This window comes from Variovorax sp. Varisp41, from assembly GCF_047325085.1.
GTDB lineage: Bacteria > Pseudomonadota > Gammaproteobacteria > Burkholderiales > Burkholderiaceae_C > Variovorax.
In genome coordinates this window covers 725908-742175 of sequence record NZ_CP168541.1, presented here as the reverse complement: position 1 = coordinate 742175, position 16268 = coordinate 725908, and the positions used below count along the sequence as shown (strand labels likewise).

18 protein-coding genes are annotated in these 16268 nt (G+C 69.1%); 12 read left to right on the top strand and 6 right to left on the bottom strand.

Annotation, left to right across the window (positions count from 1 at the left end; genetic code table 11):
- Position 1 precedes the first annotated feature (1 nt).
- Positions 2-469 (bottom strand): YybH family protein, encoded by a 468-nt coding sequence (locus ACEN9J_RS34625; RefSeq protein WP_057594160.1) that lies wholly within the window; start codon positions 467-469, stop codon positions 2-4.
- The gene (locus tag ACEN9J_RS34620) at positions 462-869 is read right to left on the bottom strand and encodes a hypothetical protein (protein WP_057594159.1); all 408 of its coding nucleotides are present in this window, start codon (positions 867-869) and stop codon (positions 462-464) included. Before ACEN9J_RS34620 ends, ACEN9J_RS34625 begins: the two co-directional genes overlap by 8 nt.
- A gap of 386 nt (positions 870-1255) precedes the next feature.
- On the opposite strand from ACEN9J_RS34620, the gene ACEN9J_RS34615 reads away from it, so the two are divergent.
- From ACEN9J_RS34615 to ACEN9J_RS34605, 3 genes are all read left to right on the top strand, one after another.
- The gene (locus tag ACEN9J_RS34615) at positions 1256-1645 is read left to right on the top strand and encodes a hypothetical protein (RefSeq protein WP_057598454.1); all 390 of its coding nucleotides are present in this window, start codon (positions 1256-1258) and stop codon (positions 1643-1645) included.
- Positions 1646-1695: 50 nt separating this feature from the next.
- Complete coding sequence (locus ACEN9J_RS34610) at positions 1696-3930, top strand: hypothetical protein (protein ID WP_413765576.1); 2235 nt, start codon at positions 1696-1698, stop codon at positions 3928-3930.
- 133 nt (positions 3931-4063) lie between these two features.
- Positions 4064-4867 carry an alpha/beta fold hydrolase gene (locus tag ACEN9J_RS34605; RefSeq protein WP_413765575.1) on the top strand — a complete coding sequence of 268 codons (804 nt, stop codon included), beginning with the start codon at positions 4064-4066 and terminating at the stop codon, positions 4865-4867.
- Positions 4868-4873: 6 nt separating this feature from the next.
- On the opposite strand, the gene ACEN9J_RS34600 is transcribed toward ACEN9J_RS34605, so the two are convergent.
- The 4 genes from ACEN9J_RS34600 to ACEN9J_RS34585 form a co-directional block, all read right to left on the bottom strand.
- Positions 4874-6196: a hypothetical protein gene (locus ACEN9J_RS34600; RefSeq protein WP_057591241.1), complete on the bottom strand. Its 1323-nt coding sequence runs from the start codon at positions 6194-6196 to the stop codon at positions 4874-4876.
- 142 nt (positions 6197-6338) lie between these two features.
- Positions 6339-6695: a hypothetical protein gene (locus ACEN9J_RS34595; protein WP_261211093.1), complete on the bottom strand. Its 357-nt coding sequence runs from the start codon at positions 6693-6695 to the stop codon at positions 6339-6341.
- A gap of 14 nt (positions 6696-6709) precedes the next feature.
- The gene (locus ACEN9J_RS34590; RefSeq protein WP_093347169.1) at positions 6710-7681 is read right to left on the bottom strand and encodes a tripartite tricarboxylate transporter substrate-binding protein; all 972 of its coding nucleotides are present in this window, start codon (positions 7679-7681) and stop codon (positions 6710-6712) included.
- A gap of 141 nt (positions 7682-7822) precedes the next feature.
- Positions 7823-8569: a GntR family transcriptional regulator gene (locus tag ACEN9J_RS34585; protein WP_413765574.1), complete on the bottom strand. Its 747-nt coding sequence runs from the start codon at positions 8567-8569 to the stop codon at positions 7823-7825.
- Positions 8570-8631: 62 nt separating this feature from the next.
- Here ACEN9J_RS34585 and ACEN9J_RS34580 point away from each other — a divergent pair, with 62 nt between their 5' ends.
- The 9 genes from ACEN9J_RS34580 to ACEN9J_RS34540 all read left to right on the top strand — a co-directional run bounded on the left by ACEN9J_RS34580 (position 8632) and on the right by ACEN9J_RS34540 (position 16267).
- Positions 8632-9609: a Bug family tripartite tricarboxylate transporter substrate binding protein gene (locus ACEN9J_RS34580; protein WP_064262198.1), complete on the top strand. Its 978-nt coding sequence runs from the start codon at positions 8632-8634 to the stop codon at positions 9607-9609.
- A gap of 10 nt (positions 9610-9619) precedes the next feature.
- Positions 9620-10468 carry an HpcH/HpaI aldolase/citrate lyase family protein gene (locus ACEN9J_RS34575; protein WP_261211095.1) on the top strand — a complete coding sequence of 283 codons (849 nt, stop codon included), beginning with the start codon at positions 9620-9622 and terminating at the stop codon, positions 10466-10468.
- Positions 10469-10506: 38 nt separating this feature from the next.
- Positions 10507-11637: a CaiB/BaiF CoA transferase family protein gene (locus tag ACEN9J_RS34570; RefSeq protein ID WP_413765573.1), complete on the top strand. Its 1131-nt coding sequence runs from the start codon at positions 10507-10509 to the stop codon at positions 11635-11637.
- Between the two features lie 76 nt (positions 11638-11713).
- Positions 11714-12007 (top strand): type II toxin-antitoxin system Phd/YefM family antitoxin, encoded by a 294-nt coding sequence (locus ACEN9J_RS34565; protein WP_413765572.1) that lies wholly within the window; start codon positions 11714-11716, stop codon positions 12005-12007.
- Between the two features lie 85 nt (positions 12008-12092).
- Entirely contained in the window at positions 12093-12410 is a 318-nt protein-coding gene (locus tag ACEN9J_RS34560; RefSeq protein ID WP_413765571.1) for a toxin-antitoxin system YwqK family antitoxin, read from the top strand.
- 116 nt (positions 12411-12526) lie between these two features.
- Positions 12527-13036, top strand: a complete 510-nt coding sequence (locus tag ACEN9J_RS34555) for a hypothetical protein (protein ID WP_413765570.1) — start codon at positions 12527-12529, stop codon at positions 13034-13036.
- 215 nt (positions 13037-13251) lie between these two features.
- A complete protein-coding gene (locus tag ACEN9J_RS34550; RefSeq protein WP_296726997.1) occupies positions 13252-13866 on the top strand; it encodes an isochorismatase family protein in 615 nt (204 codons plus the stop codon).
- Positions 13863-15368, top strand: coding sequence for a GMC family oxidoreductase (locus ACEN9J_RS34545; RefSeq protein ID WP_413765569.1), 1506 nt, complete (start codon positions 13863-13865; stop codon positions 15366-15368). The genes ACEN9J_RS34550 and ACEN9J_RS34545 overlap by 4 nt, the downstream gene beginning before the upstream one ends.
- Positions 15368-16267: an alpha/beta hydrolase gene (locus ACEN9J_RS34540; RefSeq protein ID WP_413765568.1), complete on the top strand. Its 900-nt coding sequence runs from the start codon at positions 15368-15370 to the stop codon at positions 16265-16267. Before ACEN9J_RS34545 ends, ACEN9J_RS34540 begins: the two co-directional genes overlap by 1 nt.
- Position 16268 lies beyond the last annotated feature (1 nt).

Genomic DNA, 16268 nt, shown 5'->3' with positions numbered 1-16268 from the left:
GTCAGGGCGCGGCGGGCCGAGGCGGTTGCGCCCAGAGCTTGTCGCTCGACCAGTGCAGGTGGACGATGCGGAAGCTGTCGCCCGCGCGGCGCACGATCGCGGTCTCCTGCATCACCTGGTCGATGGGCTTGCCGTCGGGCAGCTTGCCCGTCACGTGGTAGGTGCTGAGCACCCAGCGCTCGTTGCCGCTGCCGCCGAGGCGGCGCGCCTGCAGGGTCCAGGTGGAGACGGCCGCCATGTCGATGTCGCCCGGCAGGTGGCTCAGCGCATAAGCCTCGATCGTCGGGTCGGTGACGCCGAACTCGAACACCACCAGCGAACGGTCGAGGTAGGAAAGCGCACCGCCCGTGTCCTTGCGCTTGAGCGCGGCGTGAAAGCCGTCGACCGCGTCGGCCGGCAGCTTCACGGTCTGCGCTGCCGCCGCGGTGGCCAGGACAGAGAACGTTGCGGCGAGCAGCAGCCTACGCATGGGGGTCGACCAGCTTGGGGTCGATCAATTCGATGACGACGATGTCGCCGGCGTTCACGCCTTCCATCGAGGGATCGGTGGCGCGCACCGTGAGTTCGTCGGGCGTATTGCTCTGGAGCCACAGGGTGCGGCCGAACATCTTGCCGCGGATGAAGGTGAGCCGCCAGCCGCGCATCTCGTTGCGCTTGGGGGCCACCATGCCCGGGCCGATCGGTTCGAAGCGCAAGGTGGCGATGCGGCCCGCCTTGCCGGCCTGGCCCAGGCCGGTCACCTTGGCCGTGAAGCGCCGCACGGCGGGATCGACCGCGTCGTGGCCGGCCACCGCTTGCTGCGCGAGCAGCAGGGCCGCGGCCATGGCCGAGGCCCGCGCGCCGGCGAGGATCCATGTCGTCAGCAACATCGCTGTCCCTTGCCTCCATTGAAAGAAGCCGGCGATGTTATCGACGCGGCGCGCGCGCGCAAGGGATAACGATGCATCGCGATCGACGTCCGCATGCGATGAAAACACGCGGCTTGCGTGCCGCGACGCCAGTGTCGGCGAGGGTCTCGGACAGGGCCCGCGATGCGATTCACGCGCTCACCTGCGACGAACGTTTTAACCGTTGGTCGTCTTCTGACGCAGGGCTTTCACAACTAATCTCTGCGCCCACTCCACGACCACATCGACACCTTATGCAGGCTTCCGTGACGCATCGCATCCGCTGGCCCTGGTGGCTTGCGGCGGTGTGCGTCATTGCGCTGTCGGCCACGTGGTGGTGGCCGTCGTCCGATGAGGCCGTCGTGCCGATGCCGCCGGTCGCTGTGGCTCCCGCGCCGGTGGTGGCGCCGGCGCCGAAGCCCGTGCCGGTGGCCGCGAAGCCGGTCGACGCCGCGCTGTCGGTCGCGGCCTTCAAGCTCGTCGGCACGGTCGTGGCGGCCGATGGCGTGGACAGCTTCGCGCTGATGCGCCGCACCGACGACTCGCAGCTGTTGCAACTGCGTGTCGGTGGCCACCTCGAGGGCCTCACCGTCAGCGCGATCCAGCCCGACAGCGTCGTGCTCGCGGGCGCGGGGCAGTCGGTCGTGATCGAGACCGACCGCACCGTCGCATCGCCGCTGCCTTCCCGCCCGGCCCACCCGCCGGAGCCGGACGTGGAACCGGCATTCGCGGGCGACCCCGCCCCCTTCGGACATTGACGCGAAGACTTTCCCCTGGCCCCGTGTTTTTTGACAGAGAAAGAAGAACCATGAAGAGAAGACAAGCCCCCAGAGCCAACCTGCTGTTGGTTGGCGCCCTGACCAGCGCCTTGCTGCTCGCCGCCTGCGGCGGCAGCAACGACAGCGCGCCGCTCATCGTCGGATCGGCGCCGCCCCCCGCGGGGTCCACCGACCAGCCGCCGGCCGACACGGGCCCGGTGGCCCAGCCGTACGTGACGCCGCCGCGGCTGTGCGAAGCCGGCCCCGGGGACCAGGCAGAGCCGGGCGTCAACGGCCACATCCCCAAGTCGGCGATGTACGACGCCACCGCTAATCCCGATGGCTTCCAGGGCTACTGGTGCGGTGCGCGCAAGGTCGCGCAGAACACGCTGTTCGGCCGCGGCGCCTTCGGCGACCTGCAGATCAAGGCCAAGGGCTCGACGCGTTGCGCGTACGCCTCCAACCGCGATGGCGCGGCCGGCGGCGATGCCGCGCTGACCACCGGCATCATCGTGTTCGACATGAAGACGCCGACGAAGATGCAGGTCGTGCCCGCGAGCGGCGACACCACGGTCGTCGGCACCGCGCCCTCGGCCACCGTCAAGGCCACGAGCACCAACAAGTGGGGCGAGGAGACCACCGCCGCCACGCCGGTCAACCCGAACGGGAAGATCCTGCGCACGCCGGCGGCGATCGAGGCGTACTCGGGCCTCGAGCTCTCGGGCGACCTGCTGGTGGCCGGCTACAAGGACAACAAGATGGTGGACGTCTACGACGTCAGCGACTGCCTGCACCCGGTGCCGCTGAACGCGAGCTACCAGTCCTCGGGCGGCCACCACGACGGCTGGCTCTCGCCCGACGGCAAGACCTGGTACGGCGTGCCCTTCGGCACCACGGCCAAGGACGGCGGCACCACGCTCATCACCGGCGGCACCTCGCCCACGGACGACAACTTCGCCAACTACACCATCGACAACAAGCGCGTCGACCTGCACATCACCAACCTCGACGATCCGAAGAACCCGAAGCTGCTGCTGAGCTGGAACCGCTCGCAGCTGCCCGACGAGGTGAAGAGCAACAAGAACTGGCGCATCATGGCCGCGACCAACATCCATGACGTCAGCACCAATCCCGACGGCACGCGGCTCTATCTCGCGGTGTACGGCGGCGGCGGCCAGGTGGCCGGCAACCTGCCGACGCCCACCACCACCTTCTGGCGCGACCAGACCTGCGCCAACGGCCTGCTGATCATGGACTCGAGCGACATCGTCAAGCGCGTGGCCGATCCGAAGCTCAAGTACGTGAGCTTCCTCTCGTGGTGCGACCAGCAGCCCAACCCCGAGTTCGAGCAGGGCGGCTATGCGCGCATGACCTCGACCGCCGCGACGCACGCCACCGAATGGGTGCGGCACGTCAACGGCAAGGAGTACATCGTCTCGACCGACGAGTCGTACGCGCTGACGACCAGCGACACCAACGGCCTGCCGAACCAGTGCAAGCAGCAGAGCTTCGGCCGCATGATCGACATCTCGGACGAGAAGCATCCGAAGATCGTCGGCACCTACGAGCAGGATGCCAACAAGGCCAGCGTCTGCCCGACGCTGGTGGCCGAGGGCGGCAACGTCCCGATGGTCCACTACCTGAACTTCGACGACCGCAACCACATGCGCGTGGCCGTCTACGCGGCCGCATCGGGCGGCATCCGCTTCGCCGACTGGACCGATCCCACCAGCCCGAAGGAAATCGGCTACTACGTCGCGCGGCGCAACACGCCGAGCAAGATGGACTTCACGCGTCCCGACCCGCGCTACGACGCCGAGAACTGCCTCTACTACACGGGCTGGAACCAGGGCGGCCTGGTCTCGCTCGAGCTGACCAACCCGCAATACAACCCGTGCATGAGCCGCAGCGCGAACGTCAGCGGCAAGGTGGCGACGGCGCAGGGCGACATCACGGTGGCGCTGAAGGCCGGCCGCGACAGCAAGGGCCCGAGCGTCAGCCTGAGCATCGAGGGCCTGGGCAACAAGGTGCAGCTGGGTGCGGTGACGCGCCTGGGCTCGGCGATCGACGCCGATGGCGCGCAGGTCACGGCCACCAGCAACTCGGTGCAGATCGACGCCGACGGCAGCTTCGACGGCCAGCCCGCGAAGTTCCGCCTGCAGGTGACCGACAACGGCGGCAACAAGGGCTTCTTCTCGCTGAGCTGCACCGAGGGCTGCTCGTTCACGACCAATGGCTACCTGCAAAGCGGCGGGAAGCTGGCGGTGGCGAACCTCAAGAGCTGAAGATGCGAAGGACCGTGCATGCCTGTTGACCTTCGCTCGCGCGGTCGATAACATCGCGGCACTTTCAAAACGCCCTCCCGGTTCGCCGGGAGGGCGTTTTCTTTTTGTTCCGCAACTTCCATGGAACCCAGAGATGAAAGCACCCCTCGAGATTCGCCCCGCATCGCACGCCGGCCTCGGATACGCCCGACATGGCCATGGGCCGGTCCCCGTGCTGATCCTGCACGACTGGCTCGGCGACCACGCGAACTACGACGCGCTCCTGCCCTGGCTCGACGGCCAGGCGTTCACCCATGTCTTCGCCGACCTGCGCGGCTATGGGCTGTCGATGGCGCTGCCGGGCGAGTTCACGGTGAAGGAGATCGCCGCGGACTGTCTCGCGCTCGCCGACCGCCTCGGCTGGCGGCGCTTCCACGTCCTCGGCCATTCGATGACCGGGATGGTCACGCAACGCCTCGCGGCGGACGCGCCCTCGCGCATCGCGAGCGCGATCGCCGTGTGCCCCGTTTCAGCCGCTGGCAACAAACTGAGTCCGGAGGCCTTGGCCTTCTTCGCGAGCACGGCCGACGACGACGATGCGCTTCGGCGGCTGTTCAAGTTCGTCGGCGGTGGCCTTTCCGACGAATGGATCGAGGGCAAGTTGCGGCAAAACCGGGAGGCGGTGGCGCCGGCATGCCGCAGGCGCTACCTCGACATGCTGGTCACGGCAGATTTCGCCGACGAGGTGCGGGGGCTCGACACACCGTTCCTGGTCGTCGTCGGCGACAGGGATCCGGGGCTCGATGCGGAGGCGATGGAGCGCACCTTCCTCGCGTGGCATCCGAACGCGGAGCTGCGGGTGGTGCCCGATTGCGGGCACTACCCGATGCAGCAGCATCCGTCGTACTTCGCGGGTGTGGTCGAGGGGTTTCTGAAGCGCCAGGCAGCCTTGCCTTGATGCCGCTCACCCCACGATCGGCTGCGCCATGATCCAGAGGCTCAGGCTCGTATAGGCCACCATCAGCACCAGCATCGGCAACTGGCTCAGCATCGCCGCGCGGTGGTTCGCGAAGCGGCGCGTGGCCTCGACATGGGCGACGACGACCGCGAGCACATGGCCGACGACGATCAGCGTCACGGCCGTGTACCAGTAGACGGCCGGGCTCACGATGCCGAGGTCGACCGCGCGGCCGCGCGTGCCGAACAGGTTCCAGCCCCAGCCGAAGGGATCGGAGGCGAGCGGGACGATGAACTGCCCTGTCGTCAGCAGCAGCGAGGCATAGTGGGCCAGGTGGTAGGCCACGGCAATCGGCACCAGGCTCCAGACCATGGCGTTCACGGCCGCGCGTTCGGTGCTGCCGGCCAGCCGCAGCATCCACGCGCCCACGGCGCGAAAGATCAGCACGAAGGCCACGGGGAACAGCAGCAGCATGACGCTGTTGAGCCATTGCGTCTCGTCCATGCCGGTCGCGGAAGACAGCGTGAACAGCGTCTCGGCCACCGTGCGCGAGGTCTGCGCGGCGGTGCCGATGCGGTCCATCAGCGGGGTTTCGTGGAAGCCGTCGAAGGTGACGGTCGCGAGCATCAGCAGCACGAAGGCCGCCACCGAGTTCGGCACCGGCTCGGTCGTCAGCAGGCCGGCGCCGTAGGGCCGAAGCCGCAGGCGCGCGGGCTCGGTCGGCGTCGAGCCGCGCAGCTCGAGCGGTGCGAAGCGGCCCAGCACGCGGAAGGCCATCGCGAAGGCATCGGCCCGGTGGCGCCAGGCCTCCACGCCGAACAGCAGCATGCCGGCCCAGCTCAGCAGCGCATAGCCCAGCAGGGCGCCGGCGAGGGCGGCGGGCAGGTCCTTGTCCTGCCACACCAGTTCGGTCCAGGCGAAGGCGAAGAACAGCGCGACCGCCGGCCAGGCACCCAGCCATTTCGGCCAGGGCAGGCCCAGCGATTCGCGGCCGCCGCCGACCAGGCGCGCGGCGGCGCGGTACAGCGTGGGCAGCGGATTGACGATCTCCCACAGGTCGCCGACCAGTGCGCAGAAGAAGGCCATGCCGACCCACCACAGCACCCAGACCATCGTGACGATCAGGTTCGCATAGGCGTCGGAATTGCCGAGGAAGCCGGTGGCCAGCGTCAGCACGAACAGCGCGCAGCCCAGCGTTCGCAGCACCACCGCGAGCGGATGCGCGATGCGGCGCAGCGGCGCGAAGCGCAGCAGGTCGGTGTCGCGCAGGAAGGAGGAACCGAAGTCGTGGCGCCGCGCGAACAGCGCGAGCGCCGCGAAGGTCAGCACGAGGGTCGCGCCGGCCCCCGTGAGCCACAGCCACAGCGGCAGCGGCAGGTCGAAGCGCTGGCCGAAGCCGTGCGCCCGCGCGCCGGCCGAGGCGCACGCGATCGCGAGACCGGTCCCGAAGCGAAGCGTTTTCAGGGCGCGCCTAGGGATGGACTTCGATGAACATCACGGCGCGGTGGTTGCCCGGGCCGTGGCGATGCTCGTGCACCGGGAAGCGGCCCGCGAGGCTGGCCTTGAAGCTCAGCAGCGCCGGCGCGGGCGGCGTCACCTGCGTTTCGATGTCGTAGCCGTGCAGGTGCAGCACCAGGGGCTGGTCGCTGACCACGCTGATCTGCACCTGGTCGCCCTGGCGCACCTTCAGCGTGTCGTCGCCCTTGATGCGGCCGCCCACGAGCTCGATGGAGAACTTCGGCGAGGCGGCCGCCGCGGCGCCCGCGAGCGGCGCCAGCGCCGCGAGGGCGATCAGCCGCAGGCGCAGGCGGTTCGGATTCGTCGTCATGGCGCGGTCCATGCTCAGTCCGCGTACTGGCCGGCCGCCTTGATGACCGCGCCCCACTTCTCGATCTCGGTCTCGACGAACTTCTTGTGCTCCGGACCGTTGACGCGCGCATCGGTGATGATCACGGCGCCGAGCCCTTCCTGGCTCTTGATGAAGGCCGGGTCCTTGAGCGCCACCTTCAGCGCCGCATTGAGCTTGTCGGTGACCGCCTTGGGCGTGCCCGCGGGCGCGAACAGGCCATGCCAGATGCTGACGTTGAAGCCCTTCAGGCCGCTCTCGTCGAGCGTGGGCAGGGCGGCCAGCACCGGCGTCTTCAGGCGCTGCTGCGTGGTCACGGCATAGGCCCTGACCATGTTGCCCTCGATCTGCGCGGTGGTGTTGGTGGTCTGGTCGCACATGATGTCGACCTGGCCGCCGATCAGGTCGGTCATGGCCGGTGCCGTGCCCTTGTAGGGGATGGTCTGCGGCGCGATCTTCAGTGCGCTCTGCAGCATCAGGCCGCACAGGTGCGAGGCCGAGCCGATGCCGGCGTTGGCGAGGTTGGTCTTGCTGCCGTTGGTCTCGAGCCACTTGCGCAGCTCGGTGAAGTTGTTCGCGGGCACCGACTTCGAGCTGATGAGCGTCATCGGCACTTCGTTGATCAGGCCCAGGTACTCGAAGCCCTCGAGCGTCTTGTAGGGCAGCTTGCGGTACAGCGAGGGCGAGGTCGCCATGCTCACGTGGTGCAGCATCAGCGTGTAGCCGTCGTTGGCCGCGCGCGCCGCCTTGGCGGCACCGAGCGTGCCGCCGGCGCCGCCGGTGTTGTCGATGGTGATCGCCACGTTGCCCAGCGGCTTGCGCAGCGCCTCGGCGAAGTCGCGCGCCACCTTGTCGGTGGGGCCGCCGGCCGCGAAGGGCACCACGATCATGATCGGTTTGTCGGGATACTCGGCGAACGCAGGAAGGGCGGCGAGGGCCGCGATCGCGATCGTGAACAGGCGCTTCATTGATGTCTCGTTATGGGTGAAGCCGAAAATGCTATAGCCCACCCACGCCGCGCAGAAGACGCCTGGTTGTTAAGGCGGTCACCTTAGGTGAACACCGACAGCCTGGGCATCGGTGGCGCCCGATGCCCGGCCGTTCCGAACTCAGAGGCTCGCGAGCGGCAGCCGAGACCGATAGCGCGAGCGCCCCTGCGGATAGAGGCCGACCGAGCACTGCACCAGCTTGCCCGCCGCATCGAACCAGTGGCGCGTGACCTGCAGGCAGGGTGAGCCGGGCACCGCATCCAGGCGCTCGGCCAGGCGCGATTCGAGCGGCGCCGCGTCGATCTCCTGTTCCACCACCGCGACGCCCACGCCGTAGAGCCGCTCGATCAGCTTGAAGACCGGGCCGTTCCATGCTTCCAGGCGCTCAGCCACGCCCGCGAACTCGGGCCGCATGTAGAGCCACAGCGCGCCGGTCGGGCGCGCCTCGCCGCGCAGGTAGCGCAGCGTGTCGAGGAAGAACCACTGGCTGCCCGGCTCTGCCTGCAGCAGCCCGGCCAGCTGTTCGTCGGCCGCGACGAGGCCGGCGCGCTCCAGCTTGAGTTGCGTGGTGCGCGCGGCCTCCATGATGCTTTCGAGCGTCTGCTGCGAATGCACGAAGAAGGGCGTGGGATTGCGCGCCAGCACATGGGTGCCGATGCCGGCGCGCGAGTCGATCACGCCGAGCTTGCGCAGCGCGCTCATGGCCTCGCGCAGGCGGTAGCGCGTGGCGCCGAACTGCGCCTGCAACTGGGCTTCGGAAGGCAGCAGGCTGCCGACGGGATAACGGCCTTCGTCGATCTCGCGGACGATGGCGTCGACGATGTCCTGGATGGTCAACGCCGCGCCGGCACTTGTTGGATGCGCCATGAAGAGATAATATTCGAATATTCGACTAATTAGGCGAAGCAGACGCCACTGGAGACAAACGCATGCATCGTAGAGACTTTATCCGCGCACTGTCCGCAGGCGCCGCACTGCCGCTGGCCGGCGTGGCACCGCTGGCGCTGGCCGACACCTACCCCAGCAAGCCGATCCGGCTGGTGGTGACCCAGGGCACCGGCTCGGGCAGCGACGTGATCGGGCGCCTGCTCGCGAGCAAGCTCGGCGAGCGGCTCAAGCAGAGCGTGTACGTGGAGAACAAGGCCGGCGGCGGCGGCATCATCGGCCACCAGTTCGTGCTCGATCAGCCGGCCGACGGCTACACGCTGCTGCTGAGCACCACCGCGCCGCTGGTGGTGGTGCCGGCGATGAACCGCAACGCGAAGTTCCACCTGCGCGACTTCACCGCGGTGGCCGCGGCGCTGCGCAGTCCCTACATGGTGCTGGTCGGCACCCAGCCCGACAGCCCGCGCAGCCTGCAGGAACTGACGAAGCGGCTGGCGGCCGCGCCGTCGAGCTATTCGTCTTCCGGCACCGGCACGCTCACGCACCTGGCGACCGAGATGTACCTGCAGCAGGTCAATGCCAAGGCCACCCACGTGCCCTACAAGGGCAGCGGCCAGTCGCTGGCCGACCTCGCGGGCGGGCAGGTGCTGTTCTCGACCGACTCGCCGATTGCCGCCGGTGCGCTGATCCGCGGCGGCCGGCTGCGGGCCCTGGCCGTGACCTCGGCGCAGCGCCTGGCCACTTATCCCGACGTGCCGACGATGGCCGAGCTCGGCTATCCCGGCCTCACGCTCAACACCATGGGCGGGCTGTTCGGCCCGTCGAAGCTGCCCGCGCCCATCGTCGAGCGCATCAGCACCGAGATGGCGGCCGTGATGTCCTCGCCCGAGGTCAAGGCCCAGTTCGCGAGCATGGAGACCGAGCCGCTGGTGATGCCGGTCGAGAGCTTCCGCACCCAGATGCTGAAGGACGCGCCGGTGTGGGAAGGCGTGGTGGCCCGCCTGGGCATCACCGCCGACTGAGGAGCCGCCGATGGACGCCCACCGCATTCGCTGCGCGCTGTTCGTGCCGGTGCTCGAGCCGCGCTTCTTCGCGCGCGCGGGCGAGCGCGGCGCGCAGGCGCTGATCCTCGATCTCGAGGACGCGATCGCGCCGCAGCGCAAGGCCGAGGCGCGGCTCGCGCTGGCGCATGCGGCCGGTGCGCTGCGCGGCACCGGCCTGCCGTTGATGGCGCGCGTGAATGCGGAGGCCGAACTGCTCGATGCCGACCTCGAGGCCTGCGTGGCCGCGGGCGTCGATGCCGTCATGCTGCCCAAGGTCGAGTCGCCGAGCGAGGTGCGCGCGGCCTTCGTGCACCTCGAGCGGCATGCGCGCGAGCGCGGTTCGACCGGGCCGCGCTCGCTGGTCGCGCTGATCGAAACCCCGCGCGGCGTGCTGCGCGCCGATGCGATCGCGGCCGCCCATCCCGCCCTGCGCGCGCTGGGCTTCGGCGCCGAGGACTACGCGGCCGCGATCGGCCGTCCTCCGCATGCCGACCTGCTGGTGCCAGCCGCGGCGCGCGTCGCGATGTGCGCCGCGGCCGAGGGCCTGGCCTGCTGGGGGCTGGCCGCCTCCATCGCCGAGCTCGACGACATGGACGCGCTCGAAGACGCGGCGCGCCTGTCGCACCGGCTGGGCTTCAGCGGAACGCCCGCCGTGCACCCGGCACAGGTGCAGGTCTTCAACCGCGTGTTCGCGCCCACCGAGGCCGAGATCGCGCAGGCCCGCAAGGTGCTCGAGGCGCATGCCCGCGCCGACGCCGAGGGCCTGGGCGCGCTGCGGCTCGATGGCCGCATGATCGATCGCCCCATGGTCGATCGCGCGCGCCGCCTGCTCGCCTAGTTCTTCATCACACTCCACGACCCGAAACGACGACATCGATGGCGCAACAGATACTCGACGGCATCCAGGTGCTGGACTTCACCACCTACATCGCGGGCCCCTACGGCGCGAGCCTGCTGGGCGACCTGGGCGCCGACGTGATCAAGATCGAGGCGCCCGAGGGCGACCCGATGCGTTACTACCCCTCGACCCTGCCCGGCGAGAGCCGCGCCTTCATCGGCGTGAACCGCAACAAGCGCAGCATCGTGCTCGACTTGAAGCAGCCCGCGGATCGCGAGACCTGCCACCGGCTCGTGGCCCAGGCCGACGTGGTGCTGCACAACTTCCGCCCCGGCGTGGCCGAGCGGCTGGCGCTGGACTGCGACACGCTGACCGCGATCCAGCCGCGCCTGATCTATTGCAGCTTCACCGGCTATGGCCCCGATGGTCCGCAGGCGCAGCGCCCGGGCTTCGACCAGGTGCTGCAATGCCGCACCGGCATCGCCAAGGCGCAGGGTTATCCGGGCGACGAGCCGCGCGTGGTGTGGGGTTCGGCCGTCGATTTCTACGGCGCGAGCCTGATCGCCACCGGCATCTGCGCCGCGCTGTTCCAGCGCGAACGCACCGGCCTGCCGCAGCGCGTCGATACCTCGTTGCTGCAAGCGGCGCTCGCGATGCAGGCGGGCCGCATGGTGTGGTCCGAGGGCGAGGGCCCCGGCGTCGACCGCGACCTGCGCGGCGGCGCGCTCTCGGGCATCCACCCCACGCGCGAAGGCTATGTCTACCTGCAGGCCCAGACCCAGCCGTTCTGGGAGGCGCTGTGCGAACTCACGGGCCTCGCGCATCTCGCGCGCGATCCACGCTTTGCCGACATGCGCCTGCGCAAGGCCAACGAGGCCGAGCTGGTGCCGCAACTCCGCGCCGCGTTGCTGCGGCACGACGCCCGCGAATGGGAAGCGATCTTCGGCACGCGCGTGCCGTGCACCGTGGTGCGCGGCATCGAGGAGGTGTTCGACGACGATCAGGTCGCCCACCAGGGGCTGCTGGAGACGCATGCGCATCCCACGCTGGGCAGCTATCGCGCGGTGGTGGAGCCGATTCGCTTCAATGGCGAGCGCGGGGTGAAGCGGGAGGCGAGGGCGCCGATGCTGGGGGAGCATACGGAGCAGGTCGTGGGTGGGGGTGGATAAGTCGAACGGGCTTGCGGCTATGAGCGAAGGCGGTTGCTAGACTGACGTCGACGCAATCCCTATCGGACTCAGCGAAATGGCATCGAGAGCATCGGACATTGTTCCCATCAGCGAAGCGCGCGCTCGTCTCTCTGCACTCGCCGCGGAGGTGGTCAAAAGCGGATCGGAGAAGATGTTGACCAGGAACGGTGTGCGCTACGTCGCGTTGGTCGATGCGCGTCGCCTGGACTACTACCATGCCCTCCAAGCGGAGCACGCAAATCTCGTGCTGGCTGAAGATGCCATCGCTGGCTTACGGGAGGCCTTGACCGGGTCGTTCGTGCCCGATGAGGAATTGGAAGAAGCACTCGGCGTTCGACCAGCACCGTGAGCGCTCGCGCCGGCGGCAGGATTCTGGCGATTCCATTGGCCGCCACTACCATCCGCCTGTCAACGCGTTTCTCAGCAACCACGACATGACCACCGAAGCCGACCTCAACATCGCCGAGATCCCCTACGAATCGGGAACCATCCGATTCCGCTACACGAGGGTGATGTCGCCCGACAAGACGCGATGGATCCGGCATGGCTCGTTCGTGGCCTATCACGAGAACGGCACGGTGGCATCGGAAGGCCACTACGTCGACGGGAAGGAAGACGGGCTCTGGCGCGACTTCCATCCCGATGGCCGGCGGGCCTCCGAGGGGCACTATCGCGACGGGCGTGAAGTCGGCGTGTGGCGCTTCTGGAATGCCGATGGGACTGAAGGGCCGAGCGAGAGCCACGGCGGTTGAGCGCAGAGGCCATGCCGAAGCCGTGGCAAATCAAGCTTCGATGAGCGCGCGTGGCGCGTCACCCAATGCACGAAACGACCCGGATTTCTGGACGTTGAAACCAGGAGGGAACCAGGATGAATCTCGGATTTCGCATCGCCACCTTCGCCGCTTTTTTCGTGGTCATCAACGGGTTGGTCGGCGGTGCTTGGGGTGTCATCCTCGGCTTGAGCATGGCATTCATCGGGACCGTGTTTCTGCACAGCTACTTGAAGGAGCGCAGGGAAAAGGCCGGCTTGGGCTCCGAGGCTGAAGTCCAGCGCACGCCGCCGTCGGCGGCCGAACTTCGCCTGATCGATGCCCACAAGACCTTGAATTGGGCACGCCTGTGTTTCCTGCTGATGGTGATGGGCTTCTTCTTCGCGGGCTCTCCGGACACACGGTATGCAACGTACAGCACGGCGGGATATGTCACGCTTTTCTTCGCGTTCCACGTGCTGATCGGGCGTGCGGCGGTACTGGCCGAACGAAGCTGGGTCGGCTATGGGCTGCTGCCTCTCTTGCTGCCCGGTCTCGGCGGGCTCGTCGCCTTTGGCGTGCTGCGTCACAAGGTCCCCTATCCCGACCAGCGTTCCCTGCCGCGGTAGTCCATGGAGGCTTTGGACGCCGGCCATGCTGAGGCGCGGTCGCTTGCGCTCGCGATCTCCAAAGCATCCGCCCCATTGGAACCTCTCCCACCCTCCAACCCATTGGAAGATCCTTCCAGCCCCGATCCCCGCCGATCTCGTTGACCCTGCCTGGCGCATCCGTTCGAATGCCTCACGTTTCGAACCCGCACCAACCATCGCAAGGAGTCACACCAATGCAAGCCCAACGCACCCGCATGACGCGGGACAACACGGCCGTCCTGCTCATCGACCACCAGGTCGGACTGATGACCGGCGTGCGCGACATGACGGTCAGCGATCTCAAGCACAACGTGGTCGGCCTCGCGAAAGCGGCCAAGGTCCTGGGCCTGCCGATCGTCGCGGTGACGACGGCGCGCGACAGCATGTGGGGACCGACGGCCTCCGAACTCAAGGAAGCGCTGGGCGGCGGCGAGATCATGGACCGCTCGACGGTCAACGCCTGGGACTACCCGCCCTTCGTGGAAGCGGTGAAGGCAACCAAGCGCGACCACCTGATCATCGCGGGGCTGTCGTTCGAGGTCTGCGCCTCGCTGCCGGCGATCTCGGCGCGCGAGGAGGGCTACCAGCCGATCGTTGCCATCGACGCCTGCGGCACCTTCTCGGCCGCCAAGCGCGAAGCGGGCATCGCGCGCCTGACGACGCTCGGCATCGAGATCTCCGACTACGCGACCCTGATGGTCGAGATCATGGGCGACAACGCCGATCCGAAGGCGCTCGACGTGTATGCCGCGCTCGACATGCCGTTCGCGGTGCTGATGGGCCAGGTGGCCGGAGCGCTGTCGCGATGAGCGCTGCCTTCGACGTCATCGTCGTCGGTGGCGGCTCGGCGGGCGCTGTGCTGGCGCATCGGCTCAGCGCCGATCCGGCGCGCAAGGTGCTGCTGCTCGAAGCCGGCGAAGCCTACCGGCCGAATGTGTTTCCACGCGACCTCGCCGATGCCGACACTGCGGGCGGACCCGACGGCCACGACTGGGGCTACCAGGCCGAGACCGGCCTCGCTGGCCGCAGCATCCACGCGCCGCGCGGCAAGACGCTGGGCGGCAGCTCGGCCGTCAACGCGGCGGTGGCGATGCGCTCGCGGCCCGCGGACTTCGCGAAGTGGCGCGCGCTCGGCATCGAGGGCTGGCAATGGCCCGAGCTGCTCGAGGCCTTCAAGGCGATCGAGAACACGCCCGACGGCGACGACGCGTTCCGCGGCCGCGCGGGTCCGCTGCCGATTCGCAACCGGCGGCGCGACGAACTGACGCCGGCGCTCAATGGCTTTGTCGATGCGACGGCCGCGCTCGGCTTCGCGCGCGTGGCGGACTTCAACGGCGAACAGCAGGCCGGCGTCGCGCCATACCCGCTCAACGTGATCTCGGGCCGGCGCATCAACACCGGCATCGCCTTCCTCGGCGAGGACGTGCGCGCGCGGCCCAACCTCACGATCCGTGGCGGCGTGGAGATCGACCGCGTGCTGTTCGAGGACGGCCGCGCGGTGGGCGTGGTCGATGCCGAGGGCGAGAGCCATCGCGCGGGCCAGGTGATCCTCAGCGCGGGTGCCTTCGGCAGTCCGGCGATCCTGCTGCGATCGGGCATCGGTCCCGCGTCGCACCTGGCGTCGCTGGGCATTCCGCTGGTGGCGGAACTGCCGGTCGGGCAGGGCCTGCAGGAGCATCCGTTCTATTACAACGTCTATGCGCTGACGCCCGAGGCGGCGGGCATGCATCCCGCGGCAGGCGCGATCCTCTGGGCCGCGTCCTCGCAGGCCGAGCCCGGCGACCTCGACCTGCACATCTCGGCCACCCATCTGTTCGATCCGGCGCTGAGCCCCACGGGCGGCGCGATCGTGCTGGCGGTGTCGGTGACGCAGCCCGAGGCGACCGGCAGCCTCGAGCTGGCCGACCGCGATCCGCGCAGCGCGCCGCGCATCCGCTACAACCTGCTGGGCACGCCGCGCGACATGGCGCGCATGCTCGAGGCCGTGCGGCTGTCGCGCGCGATCGGGCGGCAGTCGCCGTTCGCGCAGATGGTCGCGGCCGAGATGGCGCCGGGGCCGGAGGTCTCGGACGGCGACGACCTGCGGCGCGCGATCGAGCAGCAGCTCGACGGCTATGCGCACCCCACCTCGACCTGCCGCATGGGACCGCCCGGCCAGGGCGTGGTCGATGGCGGCGGGCGCGTCCACGGCGTGCCGGGCCTGTTCGTGATCGACGCGTCGATCATGCCCAGGGCACCGAGCGCGCCGCCCAACATCACCACCATGATGATGGCCTGGCATCTCGCGGGCCACGGTTTCGGAGTTCGCTGATGGCCCTCGTTCCCATCGATCCCCAGGACATCGCAGCGGCGCGCGCGCTGCGCCTCGAGTTCGGCCGCTTCTGGTCCACCGCGCCCGGCACGCCGCGCGACATCTACGACCGCTTCATCGCTCAGACGCCCACCGCTTCCGAGGTCGCGGCGCGCGAGGCCGTCGACGAAGCCGCTTCCGGCTGGTGGGTGGAGCCCGCGCAGGCCGTGCCCGGGCGCGCGCTGCTGTTCATCCACGGCGGCGGTTACGGCCTGGGCCATGCGAGCGCCTATGTCGGATTGGCCAGCCAGCTCGCGGTGCGCACGCGCGTGCCGGTCTTCGTGCTCGAGTACCCGCTGGCGCCCGAGGCCGTGCTGCCCGCGGCGCGCGACCTCGCGCTGCGCACGCTCGCGGGGCTGGCAGCGCGTTTCGGCGCGGTGGCGGTGGCGGGCGACTCGGCCGGCGGCGGACTGTCGCTCGCGACCGTGCTCGAGGCCGCGAAGCAGGGCATCGCCGTGTCGTCGCTGGTCGCGTTCTCGCCCTGGACCGACCTGAGCCTGAGCGGCGCGAGCGCGCAGGAACTGGCGGTGGGCGATCCGCTGCTCGACGTGGGCTATCTGCGCGCTTCGGCCGCGGCCTACCTGGGCGGCGCGCCGGCCAGCGATCCGCGCGGTTCGCCGCTGTTCGATGCGGACCTGTCGCGCCTGCCACCCACGCTGGTCCAGGTCGGCTCGGACGAGGTGCTGCGCGACGATTCGCGCCGTCTCGTGGAAGCGGCCAGCGGCGCTGGCGCCCAGGTCGAGCTCGAGGAATGGCAGGGCATGCACCACGTGTTCCAGCTCAACACGCGCGAACTCGCGAGTGCGCGCAAGTCGCTCGACCGCGCGGCTGCGTTCGTGGCTCGTCACTGGAGCGCCTGAT

What these genes read in the sequence shown, in the direction of transcription:
- ACEN9J_RS34605 (WP_413765575.1), top strand. Translation starts at nt 4,064, where the DNA reads ATGAAAGCACCCCTCGAGATTCGCCCCGCATCGCACGCCGGCCTCGGA.
- ACEN9J_RS34575 (WP_261211095.1), top strand. Translation starts at nt 9,620, where the DNA reads ATGGACGCCCACCGCATTCGCTGCGCGCTGTTCGTGCCGGTGCTCGAG.
- ACEN9J_RS34620 (WP_057594159.1), bottom strand. Translation starts at nt 869, where the DNA reads ATGTTGCTGACGACATGGATCCTCGCCGGCGCGCGGGCCTCGGCCATG.
- ACEN9J_RS34610 (WP_413765576.1), top strand. Translation starts at nt 1,696, where the DNA reads ATGAAGAGAAGACAAGCCCCCAGAGCCAACCTGCTGTTGGTTGGCGCC.
- ACEN9J_RS34540 (WP_413765568.1), top strand. Translation starts at nt 15,368, where the DNA reads ATGGCCCTCGTTCCCATCGATCCCCAGGACATCGCAGCGGCGCGCGCG.
- ACEN9J_RS34545 (WP_413765569.1), top strand. Translation starts at nt 13,863, where the DNA reads ATGAGCGCTGCCTTCGACGTCATCGTCGTCGGTGGCGGCTCGGCGGGC.
- ACEN9J_RS34590 (WP_093347169.1), bottom strand. Translation starts at nt 7,681, where the DNA reads ATGAAGCGCCTGTTCACGATCGCGATCGCGGCCCTCGCCGCCCTTCCT.
- ACEN9J_RS34565 (WP_413765572.1), top strand. Translation starts at nt 11,714, where the DNA reads ATGGCATCGAGAGCATCGGACATTGTTCCCATCAGCGAAGCGCGCGCT.
- ACEN9J_RS34560 (WP_413765571.1), top strand. Translation starts at nt 12,093, where the DNA reads ATGACCACCGAAGCCGACCTCAACATCGCCGAGATCCCCTACGAATCG.
- ACEN9J_RS34570 (WP_413765573.1), top strand. Translation starts at nt 10,507, where the DNA reads ATGGCGCAACAGATACTCGACGGCATCCAGGTGCTGGACTTCACCACC.
- ACEN9J_RS34615 (WP_057598454.1), top strand. Translation starts at nt 1,256, where the DNA reads ATGCCGCCGGTCGCTGTGGCTCCCGCGCCGGTGGTGGCGCCGGCGCCG.
- ACEN9J_RS34580 (WP_064262198.1), top strand. Translation starts at nt 8,632, where the DNA reads ATGCATCGTAGAGACTTTATCCGCGCACTGTCCGCAGGCGCCGCACTG.
- ACEN9J_RS34595 (WP_261211093.1), bottom strand. Translation starts at nt 6,695, where the DNA reads ATGACGACGAATCCGAACCGCCTGCGCCTGCGGCTGATCGCCCTCGCG.
- ACEN9J_RS34550 (WP_296726997.1), top strand. Translation starts at nt 13,252, where the DNA reads ATGCAAGCCCAACGCACCCGCATGACGCGGGACAACACGGCCGTCCTG.
- ACEN9J_RS34625 (WP_057594160.1), bottom strand. Translation starts at nt 469, where the DNA reads ATGCGTAGGCTGCTGCTCGCCGCAACGTTCTCTGTCCTGGCCACCGCG.
- ACEN9J_RS34585 (WP_413765574.1), bottom strand. Translation starts at nt 8,569, where the DNA reads ATGGCGCATCCAACAAGTGCCGGCGCGGCGTTGACCATCCAGGACATC.
- ACEN9J_RS34555 (WP_413765570.1), top strand. Translation starts at nt 12,527, where the DNA reads ATGAATCTCGGATTTCGCATCGCCACCTTCGCCGCTTTTTTCGTGGTC.